The sequence below is a fragment of the Microbulbifer mixtoriginis (SeqCode) genome (genome assembly GCF_052466765.1).
The window spans coordinates 4,473,273-4,494,617 of record NZ_CP174289.1; the positions used below are offsets into that span (position 1 = coordinate 4,473,273).

Annotated in this window: 28 protein-coding genes; 26 read left to right on the top strand and 2 right to left on the bottom strand. The window is 52.2% G+C overall.

Annotation, left to right across the window (positions count from 1 at the left end; translation table 11 throughout):
- The first annotated feature begins 63 nt into the window (after nucleotides 1–63).
- The 24 genes from ACJJIV_RS19425 (at nucleotide 64) to ACJJIV_RS19540 (ending at nucleotide 19,223) form a co-directional block, all read left to right on the top strand.
- The gene (locus ACJJIV_RS19425; protein WP_444890031.1) at nucleotides 64–585 is read left to right on the top strand and encodes a hypothetical protein; all 522 of its coding nucleotides are present in this window, start codon (nucleotides 64–66) and stop codon (nucleotides 583–585) included.
- Entirely contained in the window at nucleotides 548–2,542 is a 1,995-nt protein-coding gene (locus tag ACJJIV_RS19430) for a terminase gpA endonuclease subunit (protein WP_444890032.1), read from the top strand. Before ACJJIV_RS19425 ends, ACJJIV_RS19430 begins: the two co-directional genes overlap by 38 nt.
- Complete coding sequence (locus tag ACJJIV_RS19435; RefSeq protein WP_444890033.1) at nucleotides 2,543–2,758, top strand: DUF6148 family protein; 216 nt, start codon at nucleotides 2,543–2,545, stop codon at nucleotides 2,756–2,758.
- Nucleotides 2,758–4,248, top strand: coding sequence for a phage portal protein (locus ACJJIV_RS19440; protein ID WP_444890034.1), 1,491 nt, complete (start codon nucleotides 2,758–2,760; stop codon nucleotides 4,246–4,248). Before ACJJIV_RS19435 ends, ACJJIV_RS19440 begins: the two co-directional genes overlap by 1 nt.
- A gap of 3 nt (nucleotides 4,249–4,251) precedes the next feature.
- A complete protein-coding gene (locus tag ACJJIV_RS19445; RefSeq protein ID WP_444890035.1) occupies nucleotides 4,252–6,375 on the top strand; it encodes a ClpP-like prohead protease/major capsid protein fusion protein in 2,124 nt (707 codons plus the stop codon).
- Between the two features lie 98 nt (nucleotides 6,376–6,473).
- The gene (locus ACJJIV_RS19450; RefSeq protein WP_444890036.1) at nucleotides 6,474–6,845 is read left to right on the top strand and encodes a capsid cement protein; all 372 of its coding nucleotides are present in this window, start codon (nucleotides 6,474–6,476) and stop codon (nucleotides 6,843–6,845) included.
- Between the two features lie 7 nt (nucleotides 6,846–6,852).
- Nucleotides 6,853–7,152, top strand: coding sequence for a head-tail joining protein (locus ACJJIV_RS19455; protein WP_444890037.1), 300 nt, complete (start codon nucleotides 6,853–6,855; stop codon nucleotides 7,150–7,152).
- A 211-nt stretch (nucleotides 7,153–7,363) separates the two neighbouring features.
- On the top strand, nucleotides 7,364–7,681 hold the full coding sequence (locus ACJJIV_RS19460; protein ID WP_444890038.1) for a hypothetical protein: 318 nt from the start codon (nucleotides 7,364–7,366) through the stop codon (nucleotides 7,679–7,681).
- Nucleotides 7,682–7,784: 103 nt separating this feature from the next.
- Nucleotides 7,785–8,141: a hypothetical protein gene (locus ACJJIV_RS19465; protein ID WP_444890039.1), complete on the top strand. Its 357-nt coding sequence runs from the start codon at nucleotides 7,785–7,787 to the stop codon at nucleotides 8,139–8,141.
- Between the two features lie 169 nt (nucleotides 8,142–8,310).
- Nucleotides 8,311–9,372, top strand: coding sequence for an endonuclease/exonuclease/phosphatase family protein (locus ACJJIV_RS19470; protein WP_444890040.1), 1,062 nt, complete (start codon nucleotides 8,311–8,313; stop codon nucleotides 9,370–9,372).
- A 165-nt stretch (nucleotides 9,373–9,537) separates the two neighbouring features.
- Entirely contained in the window at nucleotides 9,538–9,861 is a 324-nt protein-coding gene (locus tag ACJJIV_RS19475) for a hypothetical protein (protein WP_444890041.1), read from the top strand.
- A gap of 88 nt (nucleotides 9,862–9,949) precedes the next feature.
- Nucleotides 9,950–10,342 carry a hypothetical protein gene (locus ACJJIV_RS19480; protein ID WP_444890042.1) on the top strand — a complete coding sequence of 131 codons (393 nt, stop codon included), beginning with the start codon at nucleotides 9,950–9,952 and terminating at the stop codon, nucleotides 10,340–10,342.
- A gap of 51 nt (nucleotides 10,343–10,393) precedes the next feature.
- A complete protein-coding gene (locus ACJJIV_RS19485; protein ID WP_444890043.1) occupies nucleotides 10,394–10,867 on the top strand; it encodes a phage tail tube protein in 474 nt (157 codons plus the stop codon).
- Between the two features lie 10 nt (nucleotides 10,868–10,877).
- The gene (locus tag ACJJIV_RS19490; protein ID WP_444890044.1) at nucleotides 10,878–11,237 is read left to right on the top strand and encodes a phage tail assembly chaperone family protein, TAC; all 360 of its coding nucleotides are present in this window, start codon (nucleotides 10,878–10,880) and stop codon (nucleotides 11,235–11,237) included.
- Between the two features lie 134 nt (nucleotides 11,238–11,371).
- Entirely contained in the window at nucleotides 11,372–11,521 is a 150-nt protein-coding gene (locus ACJJIV_RS19495) for a phage tail assembly protein T (RefSeq protein ID WP_444890045.1), read from the top strand.
- A 16-nt stretch (nucleotides 11,522–11,537) separates the two neighbouring features.
- On the top strand, nucleotides 11,538–13,799 hold the full coding sequence (locus ACJJIV_RS19500) for a coiled-coil domain-containing protein (protein ID WP_444890046.1): 2,262 nt from the start codon (nucleotides 11,538–11,540) through the stop codon (nucleotides 13,797–13,799).
- A complete protein-coding gene (locus ACJJIV_RS19505) occupies nucleotides 13,799–14,392 on the top strand; it encodes a DUF2460 domain-containing protein (protein WP_444890047.1) in 594 nt (197 codons plus the stop codon). Before ACJJIV_RS19500 ends, ACJJIV_RS19505 begins: the two co-directional genes overlap by 1 nt.
- Nucleotides 14,389–15,333, top strand: a complete 945-nt coding sequence (locus ACJJIV_RS19510; RefSeq protein ID WP_444890048.1) for a phage/gene transfer agent baseplate hub protein — start codon at nucleotides 14,389–14,391, stop codon at nucleotides 15,331–15,333. Before ACJJIV_RS19505 ends, ACJJIV_RS19510 begins: the two co-directional genes overlap by 4 nt.
- Nucleotides 15,333–15,734 carry a hypothetical protein gene (locus tag ACJJIV_RS19515; RefSeq protein WP_444890049.1) on the top strand — a complete coding sequence of 134 codons (402 nt, stop codon included), beginning with the start codon at nucleotides 15,333–15,335 and terminating at the stop codon, nucleotides 15,732–15,734. Before ACJJIV_RS19510 ends, ACJJIV_RS19515 begins: the two co-directional genes overlap by 1 nt.
- Nucleotides 15,735–15,763: 29 nt before the next feature.
- A complete protein-coding gene (locus ACJJIV_RS19520) occupies nucleotides 15,764–16,627 on the top strand; it encodes a hypothetical protein (RefSeq protein ID WP_444890050.1) in 864 nt (287 codons plus the stop codon).
- Complete coding sequence (locus ACJJIV_RS19525; RefSeq protein ID WP_444890051.1) at nucleotides 16,627–17,520, top strand: hypothetical protein; 894 nt, start codon at nucleotides 16,627–16,629, stop codon at nucleotides 17,518–17,520. Before ACJJIV_RS19520 ends, ACJJIV_RS19525 begins: the two co-directional genes overlap by 1 nt.
- Nucleotides 17,520–18,107 (top strand): hypothetical protein, encoded by a 588-nt coding sequence (locus ACJJIV_RS19530; RefSeq protein ID WP_444890052.1) that lies wholly within the window; start codon nucleotides 17,520–17,522, stop codon nucleotides 18,105–18,107. Before ACJJIV_RS19525 ends, ACJJIV_RS19530 begins: the two co-directional genes overlap by 1 nt.
- 31 nt (nucleotides 18,108–18,138) lie before the next feature.
- Nucleotides 18,139–19,020, top strand: coding sequence for a phage tail protein (locus ACJJIV_RS19535; protein WP_444890053.1), 882 nt, complete (start codon nucleotides 18,139–18,141; stop codon nucleotides 19,018–19,020).
- Nucleotides 19,020–19,223: a GTA baseplate fiber-binding domain-containing protein gene (locus ACJJIV_RS19540; RefSeq protein ID WP_444890054.1), complete on the top strand. Its 204-nt coding sequence runs from the start codon at nucleotides 19,020–19,022 to the stop codon at nucleotides 19,221–19,223. Before ACJJIV_RS19535 ends, ACJJIV_RS19540 begins: the two co-directional genes overlap by 1 nt.
- Here the strand turns inward: ACJJIV_RS19540 and ACJJIV_RS19545 are convergent.
- Nucleotides 19,207–19,578, bottom strand: a complete 372-nt coding sequence (locus ACJJIV_RS19545; RefSeq protein WP_444890055.1) for a hypothetical protein — start codon at nucleotides 19,576–19,578, stop codon at nucleotides 19,207–19,209. The two genes, ACJJIV_RS19540 and ACJJIV_RS19545, sit on opposite strands and share 17 nt — an antisense overlap.
- A 132-nt stretch (nucleotides 19,579–19,710) precedes the next feature.
- Here ACJJIV_RS19545 and ACJJIV_RS19550 point away from each other — a divergent pair, with 132 nt between their 5' ends.
- Nucleotides 19,711–20,151, top strand: a complete 441-nt coding sequence (locus ACJJIV_RS19550) for a DUF2793 domain-containing protein (protein WP_444890056.1) — start codon at nucleotides 19,711–19,713, stop codon at nucleotides 20,149–20,151.
- Between the two features lie 112 nt (nucleotides 20,152–20,263).
- Here the strand turns inward: ACJJIV_RS19550 and ACJJIV_RS19555 are convergent, their stop codons facing one another.
- Nucleotides 20,264–20,905 (bottom strand): hypothetical protein, encoded by a 642-nt coding sequence (locus ACJJIV_RS19555; protein WP_444890057.1) that lies wholly within the window; start codon nucleotides 20,903–20,905, stop codon nucleotides 20,264–20,266.
- A gap of 182 nt (nucleotides 20,906–21,087) precedes the next feature.
- Here ACJJIV_RS19555 and ACJJIV_RS19560 point away from each other — a divergent pair, with 182 nt between their 5' ends.
- Entirely contained in the window at nucleotides 21,088–21,333 is a 246-nt protein-coding gene (locus ACJJIV_RS19560) for a GmrSD restriction endonuclease domain-containing protein (RefSeq protein WP_444890058.1), read from the top strand.
- Nucleotides 21,334–21,345: the final 12 nt, after the last annotated feature.

The following is a 21,345-nucleotide window of genomic DNA, read 5'->3' on the forward strand; positions in this document are numbered from 1 at the left end:
CACACGGGTGATTCGGACCCCGCTTTTTTAACAGATATCTAAAATTTCCTAGGGGGTTATACCTTGGCTGGTGATATCTCTCTTGATGAACAAGCCACTCAATCGGGCTTTGCCCGTCTGGTTGGCGCCTCGCAGCCAGCGATTGCCAAGCACTACAAAGCTCAGCTTTTTACGGAAGGTGCCAGTTTTAGAGTTTGGCTACAGGAATATTGCGAGCGGCTGCGTACAGAAGCGGCAGGCCGCCAGGTTAGCGATGCCCGCAGCCGCCGCGATATGGCCCAAGCCATAGAGTCTGAGGTGAATGCTCAGATGAAAATGCGCGAGCTGTATAAGGACGATCAGTTAATCCTTGATATTGAATCTGTACGCAAGGCGATGGTGGAGTGGTCCACCATTGGCAAGAATGAATTTTTAGGAGCGGTGGAAAGCATCGTTATTGCTATCGAGAGCCAGCATGCCATTACCATCGATCGCGAACCCCTACAGCCAAACATTGACGCTGCCCTCAAAGCTATTGGCAGTTACGAGATTGAATCTGAAGAGGCTGGTGAAGGAGGTGCGCCAGGCCTGGATACCGCAGCCTAAAATCCCGCTGATCGAGTGGTTGCCGGACAATATCAAACTGCCCTCGGAGGATAGCGATAACGCCGGCTATTACCGCAACGACTATGTGCCCTATTTCTGGGGTGTGATGCACGCATTGGATAATCCAGTGTCGTGGATGGTGGTAATGCAAAAGGCCGCGCAGATCGGCTGGACGGTTTTGCTGGCCACTGATATCTGCAAGGTCGCTGTCACCGACCCGGCCCGCATCCTGATGTTGTTTCCCAAGGATGAAAAAGGCCGGCTGTTTATGGATGAAAAGCTGGTGCCGATTATCGAAGGCTCGCCAGCAGTGAATCGGGTGATCGATATCACCACCAGCCGCAAGGGCGGCAGTCGCTCGACGCGGAAGAAATTCCCCGGCGGTGAGGTGCGCACCATTGGCTCCAACTCTATCTCCAATGTGAAATCCACCACAGCCCGCCGGGGCTATGTGGAGGAGCCAGACGATACCAACAAAGACGTCGGCGATCAGAGCGACTCTATTCGCCACTTGCGCGAACGCCTCAAGCGCATGCGCAATAAGAAATTAATTATCGGTGGCACACCTGCGGTAGCGGATCTTTCCCAGGTAGAGCATTACACCAAGCTCGGCACCATGCGCGTGCTGCCGGTGACCTGCCATGACTGCGGAGAATCCCATGTACTGGATTGGGAAAACGTTCGCTGGCTGAAGAAAGAAGAGGGCATACCGCACCCGGTATTCGGTCTGCACCAGCCTGATACTGCTATCTATGGCTGCCCGGAATGTGGCAGCGAATGGGATGACTACCGCCGCCAGACCAATATCCTGCAGACCTGCAAAACCGCGCGGGAAAGTGGTGATGATTTTGCCGGCTGGGTCAAAACCCAATGCGGTGAAGATTTTGGGCCCGATGAAATCGAACCGATAGAAACCTTTATGGAGCTCTCCGAGCTCTATGTGTGTATCCCCGGAACCGGCCTCGCCGATGTGGTGCGGGATTTTCTCGAAGCGGAGCATGAAGCCAAAAGCGGTGATGAATCCGCACGTATCGTATTCCAGAACAACAAACTGGGCCGGCCCTACCAGTATGCCGCTAGCCGCCTCCTGGACCATGAAAAACTACAAGAGGCCGCCGAGGATTACCCGGAATTATCCTGCCCCGCCGGTGGCCTGCTGGTAACGGTGGGCATCGATGTACAGCACGACCGCCTCGCGATATCGATACGCGCTTTCGGACGCAATGAAGAAAGCTGGCAGATGTTCTGGGGTGAGATCGATGGCGATACCGCAGACAAGCGTGACGACTGCTGGGCGGCCCTAGACAAGTTGGTATTCCAGCCTTTCGAGCATGAGCGCTTTGGCGAGATCCGCGCAGCGGCGGTGAGTATCGACTCTGGTGATGGTGGTACCAGCAATGCGGTGTATCACTGGGTACGAACCCGCGATAAAAAACATCGCAGCGTGCTGGTGATGGCCATCAAGGGTGACAGTAAAGACTTGGGCACCAAGGAAATCTTCACGCAACCTAGGCAGGTGGATTACAACAATCCCAAGCGCCGCACCAAGGCAGACCGCCACGGGATTCGGGTTTATATGGTGGGTACCCATAAGGCCAAGGACCTGATCGCCAAGCGTCTGCTCGGCACCAGTGCCTACATGCACAGCTGCAAGCATGTGCGCCAGGACTACTGGGAGCAGGTGACTGCCGAAGTGAAAGCCCCAAGCAAAAAGCACAAGGGTAGGGAAACCTGGCAGCCGCGCCCCGGCAGGCCCAACGAGGGCACCGATACCGAGGTCTACGCCCTGCACGCAGCCCACGCCAAGGGCATGCATAAATACAACGAGAAAAAATGGTCCACCATCGAATCTCAGCTGGGCCAGCGCACCCTGTTTAGCGAACCGGATCAACCGCAGCCAGCCCCGAAAAAACCACACTGGCCAGCACAGCCGGTGGGCTCCCTACTGGATAGTTAAATGTCGAAAACCGCACAAGCCATGGTCGACCTCTATATCGAGGCCGAGATAGACGTGCTCGCCGGTAAAACCACGGTGATTAACGGCCGCCAATTTACGGCAGAGAACCTGCAGGAAATCCGTGCTGGCCGGCAGGAGTGGGAGCGCCGCGCACTGCAAGAACAACTAAAGGCTGCCGGCAAACGCCGCGGACCCGCCTACGCGAACTTTTACTAATGAACAAACTGGATTCTGTTATCGGGTTCTTTGCGCCCGAGGCCGCCCTGCGCCGCGTGCAAGCCCGCCGTGCCCTGGAGATTGCCGCCGCCTATGAAGCCGCGCGACCCAGTCGCCTTCGGAAAAATCCCGGTGATAACCGTAGTGGGGATTTAGTCATTGAAGGCAGTGTGGAAACCCTGCGCGGCCAGGCCCGGCACCTGGAGCAAAACCACGATTTTGCCTTTGGCATTCTCACCACCCTGACCAACAACATCGTTGGCCCACGCGGTATCGATGTGGAGTTCCAGCCCAAAACCTGGGATGGCGATATTCACGAAGGTCTCGCCAGCCAAATGAATGAAGCTCACAAGGAATGGGCGCGGCGCCCGGAATGCACCCGGCAATTCAGCTGGGGCAAATCCCAGCGCTTACTGTGCAATACCTGGCTGCGCGATGGCGAAACCCTGCTGCGGCACCTGCAGGGCACGGTACCCGGGTTAAAGCACCGCACCCTGGTGCCTTACACCATCGAATGCCTGGAACCGGATTTTCTGCCGGTGGATTACAACGATCCCAGCAAGCGCATAGTGCAGGGCATTGAGAAATCTGCCTGGGGGGAAGCCAAGGCGTTCTGGCTGCACGACGAACACCCGGGGGCCTCTCTGAACTGGCGTATGAAGCGCAGGCGCCACACTGCCGAAAATATCGAGCATCTGAAATTTGTGCGTAGGCTGCATCAGACCCGTGGGGTTTCCATCTTTGCCGCAGTGATGAATCGCCTCAACGATATTAAAGACTATGAAGAAAACGAGCGTGTTGCCGCCAAGATTGCCTCGGCCATGGTTGGCTTTATTCAGAAGGGTAGCCCTACTGAGTATGAGCATGATGATGCTTGGGATAGCGAAGGAAAGCGCATTCTCGATATCCGTGCCGGTGCCATCTATGACAATCTCCGCCCCGGGGAATCTGTCGGCACCATCCAAAGTAATCGCCCCAGCGGTCTGCTAACGCCATTTTTAGAAACCATGCACCGCATGGCCGCCGCCGGCACCATGGCCAGCTTTAGCAGCATCAGCAAAAACTACAACGGTACTTATAGTGCGCAGCGCCAGGAACTGGTGGAGCAGTGGACCAATTACGAAACCCTCAGCCTGGAGTTCTGCGAAGAGATCGTGGAACCGGTCACCCGGCGCTGGGTGCAAATGGGGTTACTGTCCGATGCCTTTCAAGTGCCCGCTGATGTGGACCCGGCAACCCTGATGCATGTCGATTTTATTACCCCGGTGATGCCCTGGATTAATCCAGCCCACGAAGCCAGCGCCGATGAAACCCTGCTGGAAAATGTATTGGTCAGCCCACAGCAAACCATTCGCCGCCGTGGCAAAAAGCCGGACGATGTCATTAAGCAAACCGCTGCCTGGCAGAGAAAACTGAAAGAAAACGACATCACCACCCCAAGCAAACGCGCTGCGGTCCCCGTGCAAGAAACTGAATCCGAGAAGGAGTGACTTATGTCTGATCAATCCTGGTACGACATGAAGGCTCAGGCCAATGGCGTAGCTGAAGTTTTTATTTATGACGAGATCGGAGCCTGGGGAATCCCTGCAAGTGTATTTGCTAGGGATCTACGCGCACTGGGCAACATTAGCAAGATTAATCTACGTTTCAATTCGCCCGGTGGTAGCGTGTACGACGGTACTGCTATGTATACCTTACTGAAGGAACATCCAGCCGAAATTGAATGCTGGATTGATGGGCTCTGTGCAAGCATGGCAACCATTCTGTTCCTCACAGCAAAGCCTGAAAAAAGGCACATTGCCGCAAACGGCTACTTCATGATCCATAACCCAGCCCGTAGTGCGTCGGGAGATTATCGGGCTATGGAAAAGGCTCGCGATTTACTGGCCAGAGTACGCGATGTGATGGCCCGTGAATATTCTGATGCAACCGGATTAGATACTGAACAGCTCTTACCATTAATGGATGAGGAGACTTGGTATATCGGCGAGGAAGCGGTAGCTGCAGGATTTGCCAGTGACACCACCGAAGCAATAGAGATGCAGGCCTGCGCCAGCAAATCCTTGGTATCGGCTTTCAAAAACACACCTGAAGCGATCCGCACTCAAAGCGCTGCGGAAGTAACCCACAGCATATTGGTAAATGGTTCAGGGGATTCCTCTGAACTTACCGCTGCTATCACAAAATATATTTCAGCTTCCAATAATTCATCTACTCAGTCTGCGGTTGCAGACAACTCACACCAGACCAAGGAGGCGCAAGCCATGACTACAACTACCTCCACCACGCCAGCTGCAACCGCTGCGACCGAGGTTACCCCAGAAATGAAAGCGCAGATTGCCGCCGATGCCAGAGCACAATTTGCAGTGGATGAGAAAAAACGCAAAGACACTATCAAAGCCGTTTTTAAAGGCTTTGAAGCGCACAGCACGGTAATGCAATCCTGCCTGGATGATATGGACTGCACCGCTGAAAAGGCCAAAGACCAGCTGCTCACAGCGCTCGGCAGTCAAACCCCAACCCCGGTGCAAAGCTATAGCGTGGTAGTGCAGGAAGGTGAGGGCATTAAACGCCTCAAGGCGGATGCTGAAAATGCCATTGCCGTGCGTGCCCTCGGTGAAAAGCGTACAGAGGGAAATGAACTCAGCGGCTACACCATGATGGAGATTGCCCGCATTCTGATGCAGGCCCACGGGCAGAGCTTATCCGGACTGGATCGGATGGGTGTGGTCGCGGCAGCGTTTACCCATAGCTCTGGCGACTTTGCGACTGTCCTTGGCAATATCGCCAATAAATCTATGCTCAAAGGCTATGAAGAAGCACAAGAGATCTTCCCGCGCTTTACCAGCGTCGGCAACCTCAGTGACTTTAAACTGACCACCCGCACGGACCTGGGCAGTTTCCCCTCACTCCGCCGAGTGGCACCGGGGGCAGAATTTAAATATGTGAGTATCGGAGAGCGCGCCGAAACTGCCGCTCTGGCTACTTACGGGGAACTCTTCTCCATTACCCGCCAGGCGATTATCAATGACGACCTGGGGACCTTCACCCGAATCCCACAAAAGATGGGTCTCGCTGCTATTCGCACCGTGGGGGATCTGGTGTTCAGTATCCTGATCAACAATCCCAAAATGGCCGATGGTAAGGCCTTATTCCATACTGACCATGGAAATCTAGCTGCTAAGGCAGGTATCAACACAGCCAGTATCGACGCCGCGCGGGTATTGATGGGCAAACAGAAGGACGGTACCGCTTTCCTAAATATCCGCCCTAAATTCCTGCTGTGTGATATTGCCGACGAGGGTGCCGCAAAGGTTGCGTTGGAGTCAGAGTTTGAAGTGGGTGCTTCCGAGAAATCCAACACTGTACCCAACAGCGTGCGCAATATTGCCAGCGTGATCTCCGATGGTCGCCTCAGCGGGCACAATGGTTGGTACCTCAATGCCGACCCGGTAGCGCATGACACCATCGAAGTGCTCTATCTGGATGGCCAGCAAGCCCCTGTACTGGAGCAGCAAAACGGCTGGAATATCGACGGGGTGGAATTCAAAGTCCGCCTCGACGCAGCTGCGAAAGCCTGGGACGCAAAAGGCATGGTGAAAACGCCCAAGACCTAATACCCAGCTCAAACCGAACCAAACCTTAAAGAATCCGAAAAGGGCCGCACATCGCGGCCTTTTTGCTTTTAGTAATTTACTCAATTGAGAGAAAGAGAATGGCTACTAATTTTGTACAAGATGGGCGCATGCTGGATTACACCAATAGCACCAGCTCAGTAATTACCTCTGGCCAGGTGCTAGCAGTAGGCGCAGTACTGGGTGTGGCGATGGATGATATCGCCGTGGGTGAGTCCGGTGTAATTGCTATTGATGGTGTATTCACCGTGCCCAAGGTCTCCGGCGCGGTGATAGCCCAGGGCGAGTCGCTCACCTGGGATGTATCCGCAGCGGCCTTTGACGATAGTGCTGCAACAGCCGCAACCGGCGATATCACCGGCCCCACTGCTTTTGTCGCAGAGGCTGCTGATGATGGCGTTATCAGCTTAGCGGTGAAGTTTACCGGCGTGCCGGGCACCGTGAAGGTCTAGGTGATTTATGGATCTGGACCAGCGAACCGCAGAGCGCGCGTTTCGCAAGTGGGGCAAGCCCGCTACCTATACAGACGGTAGCGGTGCTGAGCCAATTGATTGCCGTGTGATTAAAGAACAAGAGATCGACGAGTTCGAAGATGATGAGCGTGTGCGGGTGCCGCGTATCGAGTTGAGTCTGCTGGTCAGTGAGGTTGGGTCTTACAGCTCAGCAGCGGTGGTTACGCTTGGCGGTGTGGCGTATTCAGTGCGCAAGCGGCTGACGGATGATGGGGTTGTTTGGCGGGTGTTGGTAGCTGAGTTATGAGGTGCGTTTTGTGGCGACTTTATAATTAGAGGAGAAGCTGAGAGAATGGCAGAGCTGTACTGAAACCGATTCACATTCAATTTTCTTTCTGTCTATCAGAATGTATCGACCGTTTTTTTTAGTTTAGCTAAGGGGAAGGGGCGAGATATAAGGTTGATAGATTTGAAGAGGTTTCTTGGAGCATATCGTTATTTTCTTTTGAGTGTAAGTTATGAAATACGTATTATTTTTTATTCTTCTAATTTTTCATGCTCAGGCATCTGCCGCTTGGATATACAACACTAAAATTGTCGATGTTCGCTGGTATACAGATTATGGCTATATAACCGTTGAGAATGATGATGCATCTCAGTGTCCTGGAGCGCAGCCAACAAAGTACAAAAGGCTAGATGAGTCAAATCATGGGCATGAAAAAATAATTAGTATGGCATTGGCGGCAATGATGGCAAATAAGGAAATAGATTTAAATGTAAATGGTTGTTTTGAGGGTGAGTTCCCTGTAGTTACGGGAATAATTGTAAAGTCGTAATGCTGTAGGTCGCGACAGCTTAATGTATGTAGTTTTGTGCATTTTTTTTGGTAGTGTGAAAGAATATATCTTTCAAGAGTTTATGAGATGAGGCCCTCTGTTTATGCTAAATAAAATCTTATTTGTTGTTTCCGGTTTGGTAGCTCTTTCTACTTTCTCTATGCAATCGCATGCATATTTAGAGTGTGGATATATTGATGTTAAAGGCATCACTGTGCAAGCGAATCGTGATAATGGTAGTGCTTACGCGAACACAATGCGTATTCACGTAAATTACCAAGGAGATTGTGTTGGTGTTAAATATGCATATCTTAAAAATACAGAGTCATCTTACGCAAGTATTCTGTCTACTCTTCTAACTGCGCAGGCTTCAGGAAAGAAAGTAAGTGTAAATGTAAAAGAGTCTAGCGGTATCGCCTCCGATGCTCATGAAATTGAGTGGGTTAGTATTTGGGAGTAATGCTGTTAATTAAATTGTCACCCGTATCGCGCGGCGAACCTAGCAAGTAGACTTTATAGTGGTTGAATGTCTGTTTATTGTTGGTGTTCTAGGAGTGAGATATTTGAATGGCAGATTAAGGCTTAATGGCTTATATGTTGGTTATGGATTTATTTGTTGAGTGCTTATAGTGAGAAAAATACAAAGTCTGTTGTTTCCGTTTGTGCTTATTACCCTGTCTTTATCCGCAGTTAGTCTCCAGGCGGCAAGTTTTAAAGTGGTGAGCCATAATGTATGGTCTGGGTTTACTTCATTTTACGACTTAAATGTAGATGAGAAGCCGGAAAATCCCTTTAAGTTAAGTTGTGCGGATGATTACTATAAGTATAGAGGGAGGTTTGAAGCATATTTAAATTATTTGAGTGAAGAAGTGGTAAAGGATGAAGATTTTATTATTGCTTTTCAGGAAATGGACAACAAAACTAAGAGGGCATGCGGTGATAAATTTTCATTGACTCAGGAGATTGATGAGTATTTTTCACCGGGAGTCGAAAATCGTTTTTTAGGGTTGGTGCCAATGGATGGTGGGAAGGGTTATGATAACTCTCAATCTCACGGTGCAGCTGCAGGGGTTTATAATGGAAATGCAATTGTAACAAGCCCTAATGTTCTTGATACTAAGTATAAGGCGGTTAGAGAAGTGGAAAGAGTGGATGGGAGCAAATTTTTGCGAGGATACATCGCAACTCTATTGGAAATTGAGCCAGGAAAGCAGCTTTGGTTTGTAAATATTCATGCTACTCATCATGACGCCGATAAGAATCTGGCAGTTGACGATGCACGGAAAATGTTGACTGAAATGAAGGCTGTATATGAGGAGGCGCCTAGGCCAATAATATTTGCTGGAGATTTTAATATTAAATTTGGCACGGAATACTATGATCAATTGATAGATTTGTTTGAAAAGCACTTCGAAGGAACGATCGAGGCCACACAACCAATAAACAAGACATACCATTACAAGATAAAAGATTCCGTTGGTGGCGGAAATACTTTGAAGGATAGTCATAAGATAGACTATATTTTTTACTATTCGCCAGGTGGTCAAATCAAACAAAAAGTATTGCCTGCTGGAGCCTTAAATAAGCACCCGATTCCTGTTATGTCTGCAGGGGCGAAAGATGCTTTATGTTTTGATGGGGAATGTTTTCCGGATCATAAGTTAATATATGCTGAGTTTTACTGGCCCTAGCTTTTTATTGGTGGGTATAAATAGAAATACTAGAAGTAAGCTTTCGATCCAATGAGGCTAGAGTATATGGGGTCATATCATGTTGCTGGTTGTGGTTTCTTGTTGTCATAGTTGAATTGATTAGTTTTAGTATTGATAATTGTTGGATAGTTGAATGAGGTTGATATGAAGAAAGTTATATTTACAGTTGTGGCTTGCCTAGTTTCAATTGATGCTTTGTCACTTGGCAATGATAATTATTATAAAGTTGAGCATGTATATTCTTGGAAGAATGGTGAGGTTCATGTTTGGCTCGAAAAAAATGGTGGGGAGCATTTATGTCCAGATCAGACATATCCCACAAGATATTTGATGAGTCGAGAAAAGGCTATTGAGTTTGATCAAAAATTTTCATTGTTAGTTACTGCTAAGACTTCTGGGCAGGGAGTGAAAATGGAGTATACCTGTGATGAAACAAATAGACCCTGGATAGACTCAATCCGCTTTTAGATTTTGAAGAATCTGTTTGTAGTAATACAAATACCAAAACCCGCACCAGCGGGTTTTTTTATGCCCATAACTCCTGGAGCACTACCCAATGACCCAACGCATCACTATCCGCGATGCGGCACTGAACAAGCTGAAAACCCTATCCGGCTACAACTTCCCCTCAGCCGGAACTACCGAGGGCATCGAGCGGGAAAAACTGCCGGCAATCCTTGTGGGCTTTGCCACGGAACAAACAGAACAGGAACTCTCGGGTACTACTCGCCAGCTGGATCTTGTCGTTTCAGTGGTGGTGCACAGCCGGGGGGATATCTATGAACTGTTGGATCAGGCTGCCGAGGATGTAGAGGGCGTCCTGCAGGATCGAACCCTGGGTGGTGCCTGTGAGATTTTTGCGCTCTCGCAAACCGATTTCGCCCTGGATCAGGACCTCCCGCTGGGTGAAGTACGTTTGACCTATACCGCCCAATATTCCACTGAATGACGCACCTCTGCGTCGGACTTGTATTTCTACTAAAGCAACTGGAGAACCCCTATGTCTCAATTGGCTCAGGGCACCAATATCTATTTTATCGACCCGGCAGATGATTCTGTGAAGAAAGTGACCGGACTGAATTCTTTTAACCCCGGCAGCAACCCGGCGGATCAGCTCGACGATACCTCCTTGGAGGATTTGGATAAAAAATTCAAACGGGGCCTGCGTACACCGGGGCAGGCGTCGGTGGGTCTCAAAATTGATCCGAGAAATGCGGTCCACAAACGCCTGCATGAGCTGTCCCAGGATGACACGGTGGACAATATGAAATGGGCGGTGGGTTGGAGTGATGGCAACGAGGCGCCCACGGTGACAACCGGTGAGTGGACCCTACCGACTACGCGCACCTGGTTCACCTTTGAGGGCTATGTGGCCGACTTCCCTTTTGATTTCCAGCAGAACAGTTTGGTCACTGGTGAAATGTCGATCCAGCGCAGCGGCGGTTCCGCTTGGACCGTTAAGTCTTCAACTTAAGAGCTTAATCATGGAATTATCTATCGAATCCCTACAGCAGCAGGGGGCTTTTTCCGGTGCGCCAGTCGAGCGAACGATTACTTGGAAGCAAGGCGAACAGGAATTGTCGGCAACTGTTTATGTACGTCGTCTCTCTTATCACAGCGCGGTCAATGATGTGGCGGCGATGCGTGGAGAGGGGGATATGATCGCCGGGCGGATCGCGGCCTGCATTGTCGATGCCGAGGGCAAGCCGGTATTTACTGCCAAGGATATTACCGGTGAGGCAGATCCGGAGCGCGGCCCGCTCAATGCGGATTTAACAAGGGCGCTGCTTCAAGAAATCGGCGCGGTTAATAATCTGGGAAAGATACCCAGCTCAGTGAACTAGACGAACTCTGGCATGAGCTGGTGCTGAATGGCATCGGCGGCTGTACCATCGCCGAGGCCCAGCAGCGTCTCAGCTATGAAGAGGTCCAGCGCTGGGCGCTCTACCGTAAATAACGCGGCTCCCTGCATCTTGGGATGCGAATCGAAAGATCATCGGCGCTACTCGCCACCCTCTACGCCAATACCCATCGTGGTAAACGCAACCCTGTAAAAATCACCGACTTTATGCCCCATGAGGAAGAGCCAGAGCTATCGCTGCAAGAGGCGATGAAAAGCTGGTCCTAGGGGCCAGTGGATAGCTATGTCTAAAAAAAGCCTGGGTACATTAACGCTGGATTTAATCGCCAAGGTGGGCGGTTTCGAAAAGGGACTGGATAAGGCCGAACGTGGTACAGAAAAGTGGAAGCAGCAGGTCACGAAGAACATCAAGGCCGTTGGCAAGGCGTTTGGAGCAGTTACGGTTGCCGCCGCCGGCGCCCTAGCAGTAATGACCGCGCGCGTGGTGGAACAATCCGGCGAGATTGAAAACCTCTCTGCAGTGGCCAACACCAGCACCGAGGAATTTCAGCGCATGACCTACGCCGCGCAGCGCTACGGCGTTGAGCAAGATAAGGTCGCGGATATTCTCAAGGATACCTCGGATAAAGTTGGGGACTTCCTGCAAAACGGCGGCGGTCCACTGAAAGACTTCTTCGACAATATTGCCCCACAGGTGGGGGTAACGGCCGAGGAATTTCGCCACCTCTCCGGCCGCGATGCGCTGGGGCTCTATGTAAATAGCCTGGAAAAGGCCAATCTCAGTCAGAATGAGATGACCTTTTACATGGAGGCCATCGCCAGTGATGCCACTTTATTGCTGCCGCTACTGCGCAACAATGCCAGCGAGTTAAACCGACTCGGCGATGAGGCCCAGGATGTGGGCGCGGTGCTGTCGGATCTGGATCTGCAGCAGCTCGGGGAAGTGCGTGAAAATCTGGATGAATTAAAAGGTGTGCTCGACGGCTTTGAAAAAGAGGTAGTCACCAGCGCACTGCCAGCCATCAAAGACCTGACCGAACTGATTCAGGATGAGAAAACGCAAGCCGCTTTTTCCGCGCTCACCACGGCGTTGATCAATGTGGGTTCGGCTGTGGCATCTGCGGTGGTTGAACTGGTGGAATTTACCCAGGAGGTGGGTAAATCGGTCGCCCGCATGGTCCACGGCGAGCCGGAAATCTTAAAGCTGGATCGCTCGCTGGAACAGCTGAGTACAACTATCAATAGTGGCGTGATCGGTGATGGCAAACTCCTTACCGGGATTCGCCTGGCCACCGGTGAATATATTCACCAGGGCACTTCAGTTGATGACCTACGCGAAAAGCTGGCAGCCTTGCAAAAGCAGCGGGATGCATTCTTTGGTGCATCGACAAAGACTGACTTTGGCGATCTGTTCGGCGATGATTTCAGAGCGATGATAGCCGATCTGGAAAAAGAATTCACAGCAGTGGCAAAGGTCGTGGACGGTGAACTGTTGCCGCCCGTAGACCACTGGCTGACTTTTAATGAGGTGATCGAAGAACTCGGCACCGAATTTAAAATTGCCAAGGAAGAAGCCGAGGCCCTGCAGCGCAATCAGGAAGCCTATGCCGGCCTGCTGCGGGATCTGCGTACAGACGAAGAAGTGCTGACCGATCAGATGCGCGAGCGCTTGGCCATCGTCGATGCCATGGCCGGCCTCACCGACGAGCAACGCCAGGAAACCCTCGGCCGTATTGCCGACGCCGCTACCGAAGACGGCCCAACCTTGGGCGGCCTCGGCAGTGGCGAGGATATCGAATCCGCGCGCACCGAGCTGGAAGACTGGTATTCCACCAAGCTGCAAATGCTGGAGCAATTCCGCAGCGAGCGCGCCGACCTCAATGCCACCTGGGATGAGGAGGAATTATCCCTGCGGCAGCAGTATGAAGAGCGCCTTACCGAAATCACCCAAGCCAATGAAGATCTGCGTCGACAGCAACAGTTGGATGGCTACAGCACCTTGATGCAAGTGGCCTCGGATTATTACTCGGGCATGGAAGGCGAAGAGGCGGCCTATATGCGCGCGGCCCTTTCCATCGGCGGGGCCCTGCTGGATGAGAAAAAACGCAATGCCCTGCAGAGCGTAATCGCCAATACCCAGGATGCCGCCATGGGTGCTTATAACGCGATGGCCTCTATTCCCTATATCGGCCCGGTATTGGGTGCAGCGGCAGCCGGTGCGGTCTATGTCACCGGCGGCTTGGCTGCGGCAAAAATTACCGGTATGGCCCACGACGGACTCGATGCAGTGCCGGAAGACGGCACCTGGCTGCTGCAAAAGGGTGAGCGGGTAACCACCTCGGAAACCAGCGCAAAGCTGGACCGCACCCTGGCCATGATTCAGGCGGATATGCACAGCGGTGGCGGCGGTGGCGATTACGGCCGCTCGGTTTCCATGACACAGAATATTCGCGTCGATGGTACGGTGAATAACCGCACTGCCACACAGCTCGCCCGCGAGAGTGAACGCAAACAACGGATTAACCGCAGGAGGCTCGGCTCTTAATGTTTAACGAAAGTCGCCTGCTGGAAAAAGTGGCCTACGGCTCCGAATACGGCCACCGCTATAAAACCGAAATTAAAGTATTGCGCAGCGGGGTAGAGCGGCGCAACGCCGAATGGGAGCGCCCGCTGGGCCGTTATTCGGTGCTGTTTAAAAACCTGGATTATGCAGACCATCAAATTGTGGTCGCCGCCCATCATGCCTGCATGGGTGCCCTGATTGGTTTTCGCTTTAAAGACGCCAGCGATTTTGAAGCGGAGCGGGAAGTGATTGGTTTTGGCTCTGGTAATAGCGAGAGCTACCAGCTGGTAAAAAAATATATATTCGGTGCCTTTTCCTATCAGCGCAAAATTCTAAAACCGGTGATCGGCCGGGTAACCATTTTTGCCGATGGCAACCCGGTGGCCGCCAGTATCGACTACACCATGGGCCTTGTGCAGCTCAGTGCCGATAACGGTGCGGAAATTACCTGGAGCGGGGAATTCGATGTACCGGTGCGCTTTGAGGACGATGAGATCGGCTTCAGCATCGATAATCGCCACCAGCGAATGCCGGTACTGAATGGCAACGTGGAACTGCTGGAGATTCGCCTGTGAGATACGTCCCCCCAGCACTGCAAGCCCACTTAGACAGTGGCGTCACCACGCTGTGTCGTTTATTAAAAATTACCCTGGCCGATGGCCGCCAGTTTGGTGCTACGACCCTGGACCGCGATATCGAATTCGAAGGGCTGATGTATTACGCCCAGAACGGTTTCGATTCCAGCATTATCGCCAGCGATACCAGTTTTGATGTGGACAACGCCGAGGGCTATTCCCTGTATAGCACCGACGTGCCCGTTATCACCGTCGAGATGGCGGAACGTGGCGAATTGGACGGGGCGGAGTGGGCCATGGTTCTGGTGAATTACCGCGACCTGTCTATGGGTGCGCTGCTGCTCGATGGCGGTGATGTGGGCGAGGTGCGCACCGCGCGCAATACGGTATTTATGCCGGAATTACTCAGCTATGCCATGCGCCTGCGGCAAAGTATCGGCCATGTGGATTCTGTTACCTGTAGGGCGATTTTTGGCACCCCGGCCAATTCCCAGACCGGTTGCGGTGTAAATGCGGAAGCCCTGTGGCAGTCTGCCACCGTTACCGCGGTTAATACGGATGAGCCCAAAGTCACTTACCAGGTCAGCAATATTGCCAGCCTGCCCGCAGCGGCCAAACGCTGGCGGGTACGCTGGAAAACCGGCAATAACGTCTTCTCGCGCGTGTATCAGGTGGAGGCAGTGAATAGCGTAACAGGGCAGATCACCCAGATAGAACCGTTGCCGTTTGCCGTGGAAAACGGGGATCAACTGGAGATCCGCCCGGACTGCGACAAGACCTTTTCTGTCTGCCGCGGTGTGTACGGCAATCACCTGGATTTTAAGGGTGAAAACCTAATTCCCATCGGCCAGGCCAGCGATACCCCCGGCGCCGGTGTGCCCGGCAGTGCCGGTGGTGGCTCCTCGTTTAATTCCAATATTGCCAGCCAGCAGCACCACTAATGCAACAACAAAGAATCGACACACTGGCCTTTGCCCGTGGCCTGGTGGTTAACCGCGTGCGCTGGCTGCACCGGGGCCGCACTGCTTGGGCGGTGGATTGCGTGGGCATGATCGTGCTCAGCCTGCGCGCCGCCGGTCTGGAAATTGAAGATGAAAAACACTTCGGCCGCGAACCCTGGAAAGACGGCGTGCGCCGCAAAATGCGCGCGCGTCTTGGTGAGCCGATTGCCGAGCAGTTCTGGCAGCCGGGAGATATTGCCGTTTTTAAAAGTCCGCAGCGCAGCGATCCTAGCCATGTGGGTTTTCTAGGGGATTACTCACTTGGAAGCCCTGGTGATTTTAGTTTAATCCATGCTCACGCCGATCAGGATTGTAGAGAGCATGTATTGGATGCGCGCTGACGCCGGCTACTGGTGGAGGTGTACTCGCCATGGGCGCTTTAATATTCGGCACCACTACGATTCAGGGCCGCAAGTTCGACAAGATCCAGCTGCAGACCAGCAAGGCGGTGGTGCCGCGCCAGATTATTTTCGGGCGAGTGAAACCGGTGATCGGCAATATTATTGCCACCACGCCGCCGAAAATTGTTAAGAAAAAACAAAAGCAAAAATCCGGCAAGGGCGGCGGTAAAACTGAAGTCGTTAACGAAGAGGTGTATCGCACTTATGCGATCCGCATATGTGAAGGGCCGATTACCGGTATCTGCAAAGTCTGGCGCAACAACGAATTAGTCTACGACCGCGACAGCACAGACCCCATACAGATCGACAATAACCAGGCGTTTTTACAACTGGCCGAGTTTTTTCTCGGTGGTTTCCAGCAGGTGCCCTCGGCAGTAATGCAGGCTGCCTTTGGTATTAACAATGTGCCCGCCTATCGCGGCACCTGTTATCTGGTGATCGATAACGAAAACCTCACCAGTACCGGCGGTGCCATTCCGCAGTATGCGTTTGAGGTGGAGCGCTCTGAGGGTTTTACCCTCTCTAGCAAGCCTTACCCGCTGGAGTCTGAAGAGGCCCTGCAAATAGAGCCGGCGGTGCGGCGCATCGAGCTGCGCGACTATCTGCATACCGTCAACGTTTCTGAAGCGCTGGCTATAGCGCCCTCAATCAATGCTATTGATTTAAAAACCACGCTCAAAACCTATGTTCCGCCGGATTTCGAAGCGCTGCAAATTGAGCCGGCCGTGCGATCCATAGCGCTTGAAACCGTACTACTAAGTTACACACCGCCCGAGCCCGAAAAGCTGCAAATCGAGCCGGCAATCAATGGAATAACCTTGGAGACTGTTTGATGATTGTTAATTGCACGCTGGGTATGACTGGCGAATACAAGGTGGAAAAATTACGCGGTAGTACCGTGACTTTCGAATCCGACTGGTTTCCCAACATCATCACCGATAACGGGCTCGACTTGTGGGCCACTTCCAGCGCTAAATTTGCGGAGGGCTTTGTCGGCACTGGCAACGCCACACCGCAAAAGTCGGATATCTCACTGGCGAATTATCTGGCTGCGGATACCTCAAATTACGGCGCAACGAAATCGATTGATACCAACGAGTACTGCATGTATCTGCAGAAGGCCTTTGAATTTAATGAGGGGGTGGCTACCGGTAATATTTCTGAGTTGGGGGTCGGTCCCGCGAATAACAATTTTTTTTCTCGCGCATTGGTACGCGATGCCGATGGCAGCCCCACTACCATCAGCGTGCTGGCCGATGAAAAGCTGCGATTCTACTACCGCCTGCGGATTAATCAGCCTCTGAATGACTTCGTTGCACAGGTGGATGGTTACAGCACCACGCTGCGTGCGGCGAATGCTGATGTCGCGGCCTCTTGGTCAGATGGTATGGATGGGCAGCCTCTATTCGGTTCACAACAAAGTCCTCTCTCGAGCGCCACCATGGCCACCGATGGGGTTATTGCCGATGTGAATAATCCCCCCACGGGCAACCGCTTTTACGTTACCAGCGCCACCACCGACAGCTATGTGCCAGGAAGTCATGTGCTATCCGGAACTTTACTTTGGGATACCAGCGAGGGGAACGGTACGCTATCGGCATTCCAGTTTGTAATTTATGGTATGGGGACCTGGCAGTTCTCTATCTCGCCGGCGATCACAAAAGGCTTCACGCAGCGGCTATCGATTGGTGTGCGTATACGCTGGGCCCGCGAGGGTGAGCTCTAATGGCACTGCCTGAAAACACCTTATCGAGCCAGCCGGTAGCCAGTCCCTTTATTGGCGGCGCCGCCCTACCGGTGCGAAATATTACCGATTACCAGCGCGGTGGTATTGCCCTACAAGATTCCAGCAAAGGTTTAAATTTCCAAACCTGGCGCGCGCGGGTATTGGAGGATGGCAAAGCCATCGTATTGGATGCCCAGCAGGTGTGGGCCAGCACAGTGATCACTGGCAACAATATCACCGAAGTGAGCCTGGCGTTTGACCAGAATATGCGCCCGGTGATTGCTTACGTAGAGGCCGGCACGGCCAAGCTCTACTGGTATGACTCCAGCCAGGGCGCCCAGGCAACAACAACCTTCGCAGGCTTTGTTACCCCACGGGTTTCCCTGGACGATAAACGCAGCACCCAGACCGGCAATAGTGATGTGATTTTCGCCTACCTGAAAGGCGGCAACCTGTATTACCGCCAGCAGCGCGACCGCTACGGCGTTGAGTATCTGCTGGCCAGCAATGTGAACAGCCCCGGCCTGGTGAAAATCGGCATGAGCCGCAATTTCTGCTTGCAGTTTTTGCTTAAAAGCCCTGAATAGCCCCCTGAATAAAACCTTCGAATAAACCCCTATGCCTTATCCCCTCTATGCCGTGGTTGCAGAGATCTGCGAGCGTGCCGGCCTGCCGTACGGCAAATTTGATACCACCCTGCTGGAGGGGTATGTCTTGGGTATGCAGATTAGCAACGAGGCCCCCGCGTTCGAACACATTCAGGAGCTGGCCAAGGCGTTTTTCTTTGATCCGGTCAATCGCGGCGATTCCCTGGTTTTTACCCCGCGCGGCGCAGAGCCGGTAATGACCATCGACGAAAACGATTTGATCGGCGATAGCGACGACGAGAAAACCCGCCGCTCTCCGGAGGAGATTGTGCGGGTGCTGAACCTGAACTATTACGACGCGGACGGCGGTATTGATACCTGTAAGCAAACCAGTGACCGCAGTATCGATACCCGCGGCGAGGGCGAAAAAAATATCGAAACCCCGCTGGTACTGGAGACCGACCAAGCCGCACAGATCGCGGTGATTATGCACAAGGTGATGATCGAAGAGCAGCGCGGCGAGTTTGAAATCACCCTGCCGGATAGCTATCTAAAACTCACCCCCGGCGATGTAGTGCTTTTCCGTGGGGACCGCTGCCATATTGATGAAGTCTCCCTGGATATCGGCGAGCAGAAAATCAAACTGATCCACGACCGCAAGAGCGCTTATCAATCCCAAGCCTTCGGCGTAGCCCCCATAGCCCCACCGGCCCCGGTGCCACTAGTGCCGGGCTCTACCACTATCGAATTTATCGACGCGCCGATTCTTGCCAGCGGTGATGATTTACAGCTGGGCTACTACATCGCCATTGCCGGCAGCAACAGCGCCTGGGCAGGCGCCACAGTAGCGCTATCCCTTGATGGGGGGGGCAGAACTTTATCGAATCCGATAATACCGATATCGAAGCGGTGATGGGCGAGCTCACCACTAGCCTCGGCAGCCACAAGAGGGAAATCCCCGATACCCAAAACCGCGTGCAGCTGCGTCTGTATTACAGCAACGACGCCCTGGAAAACCGTACCCTCGCAGATTTACTCAACCGGCAGAATAGAGCGCTGATCAGCAATGAAATTATTAGCTTTAGTGAGGTCGAAGAGATCAGCCCCGGCGTGTGAGAGTTGGGTTATTTCCTGCGCGGGCGTCTTGGCACCACGCCCACAAACCACTCGGCGGGCACCCGTTTTGTATTACTGGAACGCAACACGCTGAGTTTTTATTCACACCGAGCGCTACAACCTCGACCAGACGCTGACCTTCCGTGCCACCAGTATCGGCAGCGGCAAAGAGACAACTACCAGCGGCACCTTTGCTGGTGCCAGCCATAGTGAATCGGCACCGGCCAATCTCAACGCGCACCGTGCAAATGGCCAGCTGGTAATTAACTGGCTCGGAGTAGGGCGCCTGGGCGGCCGCGCTGCCTACGACCAGTCGCAATACTTCAGTGGTTACCGGGTAACGGTGAATGACCAAAGCACAGACACCACAGCAACCACTTTAACCATTGCAGACCCTGGCACCGCGACAATTAAAGTCAGCCAGCTCAACAGCATCACCGGCCCAGGTCCGGCCGCACAGATCAGCGTATAAGCAGGAAAAAACACTATGAGCACTACACCGAATAACGGTATTCCCTACGCGCAAGAAGGCACCCTAGACCCAGCCGCCAGCCTCAATCAGGCCCTGAACACAGCAGACGCACTGCTACAGCTGGAAGTGCTGGCCATACAGAATGATCCGCCGGGCTCTGCCAGCGATGGCGACCGCTACTTAGTTTCCACAGGCACCAATGAGTGGTCCGGCAAAGACGGCCAGCTCGCCCGCTATGTGGCAGACCCTGGCTACTGGCAATTCTTCCCAGCAAAAGTGGCCCTAAATAAAGCGGATGGATTGCTGTATGTGAAAGGCAACAGCGGCTGGCAAGTCGCCAATCGCCCAGCAACATTGCCGGTGATTAGTGGGGATGCTGGCAGCGATTTGATTGGAGTGGTTACGCAGATGTTGGGGGTTTTGAATGGGGTGTTTTGGGATAATCAGGTGAGTTAGGCAGTATTTGAGTGAATGCAGAAAAAAAGAGGGGGTTTGTGAAGGCTAGTGGTGAAATGCCAACCCCTTTATATAAAGGGGTTGGCAAAAAGGTATTAATTCAATTTATAAACTACTTGCAAGTAGTGTGTTTGCGTTTGCCAGCATAGGCAGGTTTAACCTCGCATAGCTGTCCATTATATGGAAGCCTAATTTTATTAGAGCTAGGCAACAGTGGAACATAAATAGTGCATCTGGTGTTTGTGTTCCAGATGTAACCGTCTTGAACCTTTCCGCCCCACATATCGATTTCTTTTGTTGTGCACTGTTTAGGGGTGACAACAGTACCTGAGTGCCAAATAGGTGTCATATCTGGCTTGTAGATTACAAGGTTACCGTCGTTTTGTAATACAAGTTTTGAGTTTTTGTTGTTGAAGCTTGCTCTTTTGAAGGTAGACCAAATAGGGCCATTGTTAGAGCTATAGACTACAAAGTTGCCATCTGAAGCTTGCATTACTGCTTTTATACCAGTGTTGCCAGTTTTACTTCCTCTCCAGTTATCACTTCCATGAACCATGGAGGACCATACAAATGATGATTCTTGACGTAATTGTAAGCTTCCGTTACTTGCTAAGAGAAGTTCATGCTTTCCATTACTAGATACTAATTTATCACCTGGATAAAGATACTCGCCGCCGTAAAGAGTGTCTTTTGCGTGGGCTTGTCCGCACAGAGCAAAAAAGGTGGAGAGAATAAATGCAGAAATTCTTTTCATTGAGTTACATCCATTAACAGCTTTTTGATTTGCCAAGTTACTTTAAGATCATTTTGGCGCACGAGAATCTACGCGATAGAATTTTTTTAGTAAAGCCCTAAGCACATTTATTTTTCGTAAATGTGCTTTAGCTGAAATTTGAGCATGGCGATTTTTTCTGCCGTAGTTATCATGCCAAGTGGATGTCACTATGGGAGTTGTGGGTTCAGCAGGAGCCACTTATTTATCTCTCTCTGACTCCAGTGGCCTTCAATAATGAAAAGGCTTGTACCGTGGTGTCGGGATTTTGGATGGACCCCTATACCGGCCAGTTTTCCAAAAATGCCTCCGATCTGGATGTTGAGCATATTGTCCCACTTTCATGGGCCCACAAGCAGGGTGGTGCCAACTGGACCCGGGAACAGCGCCGCGCCCTCGCCGACGGGTAGGGTGCTGGCAGT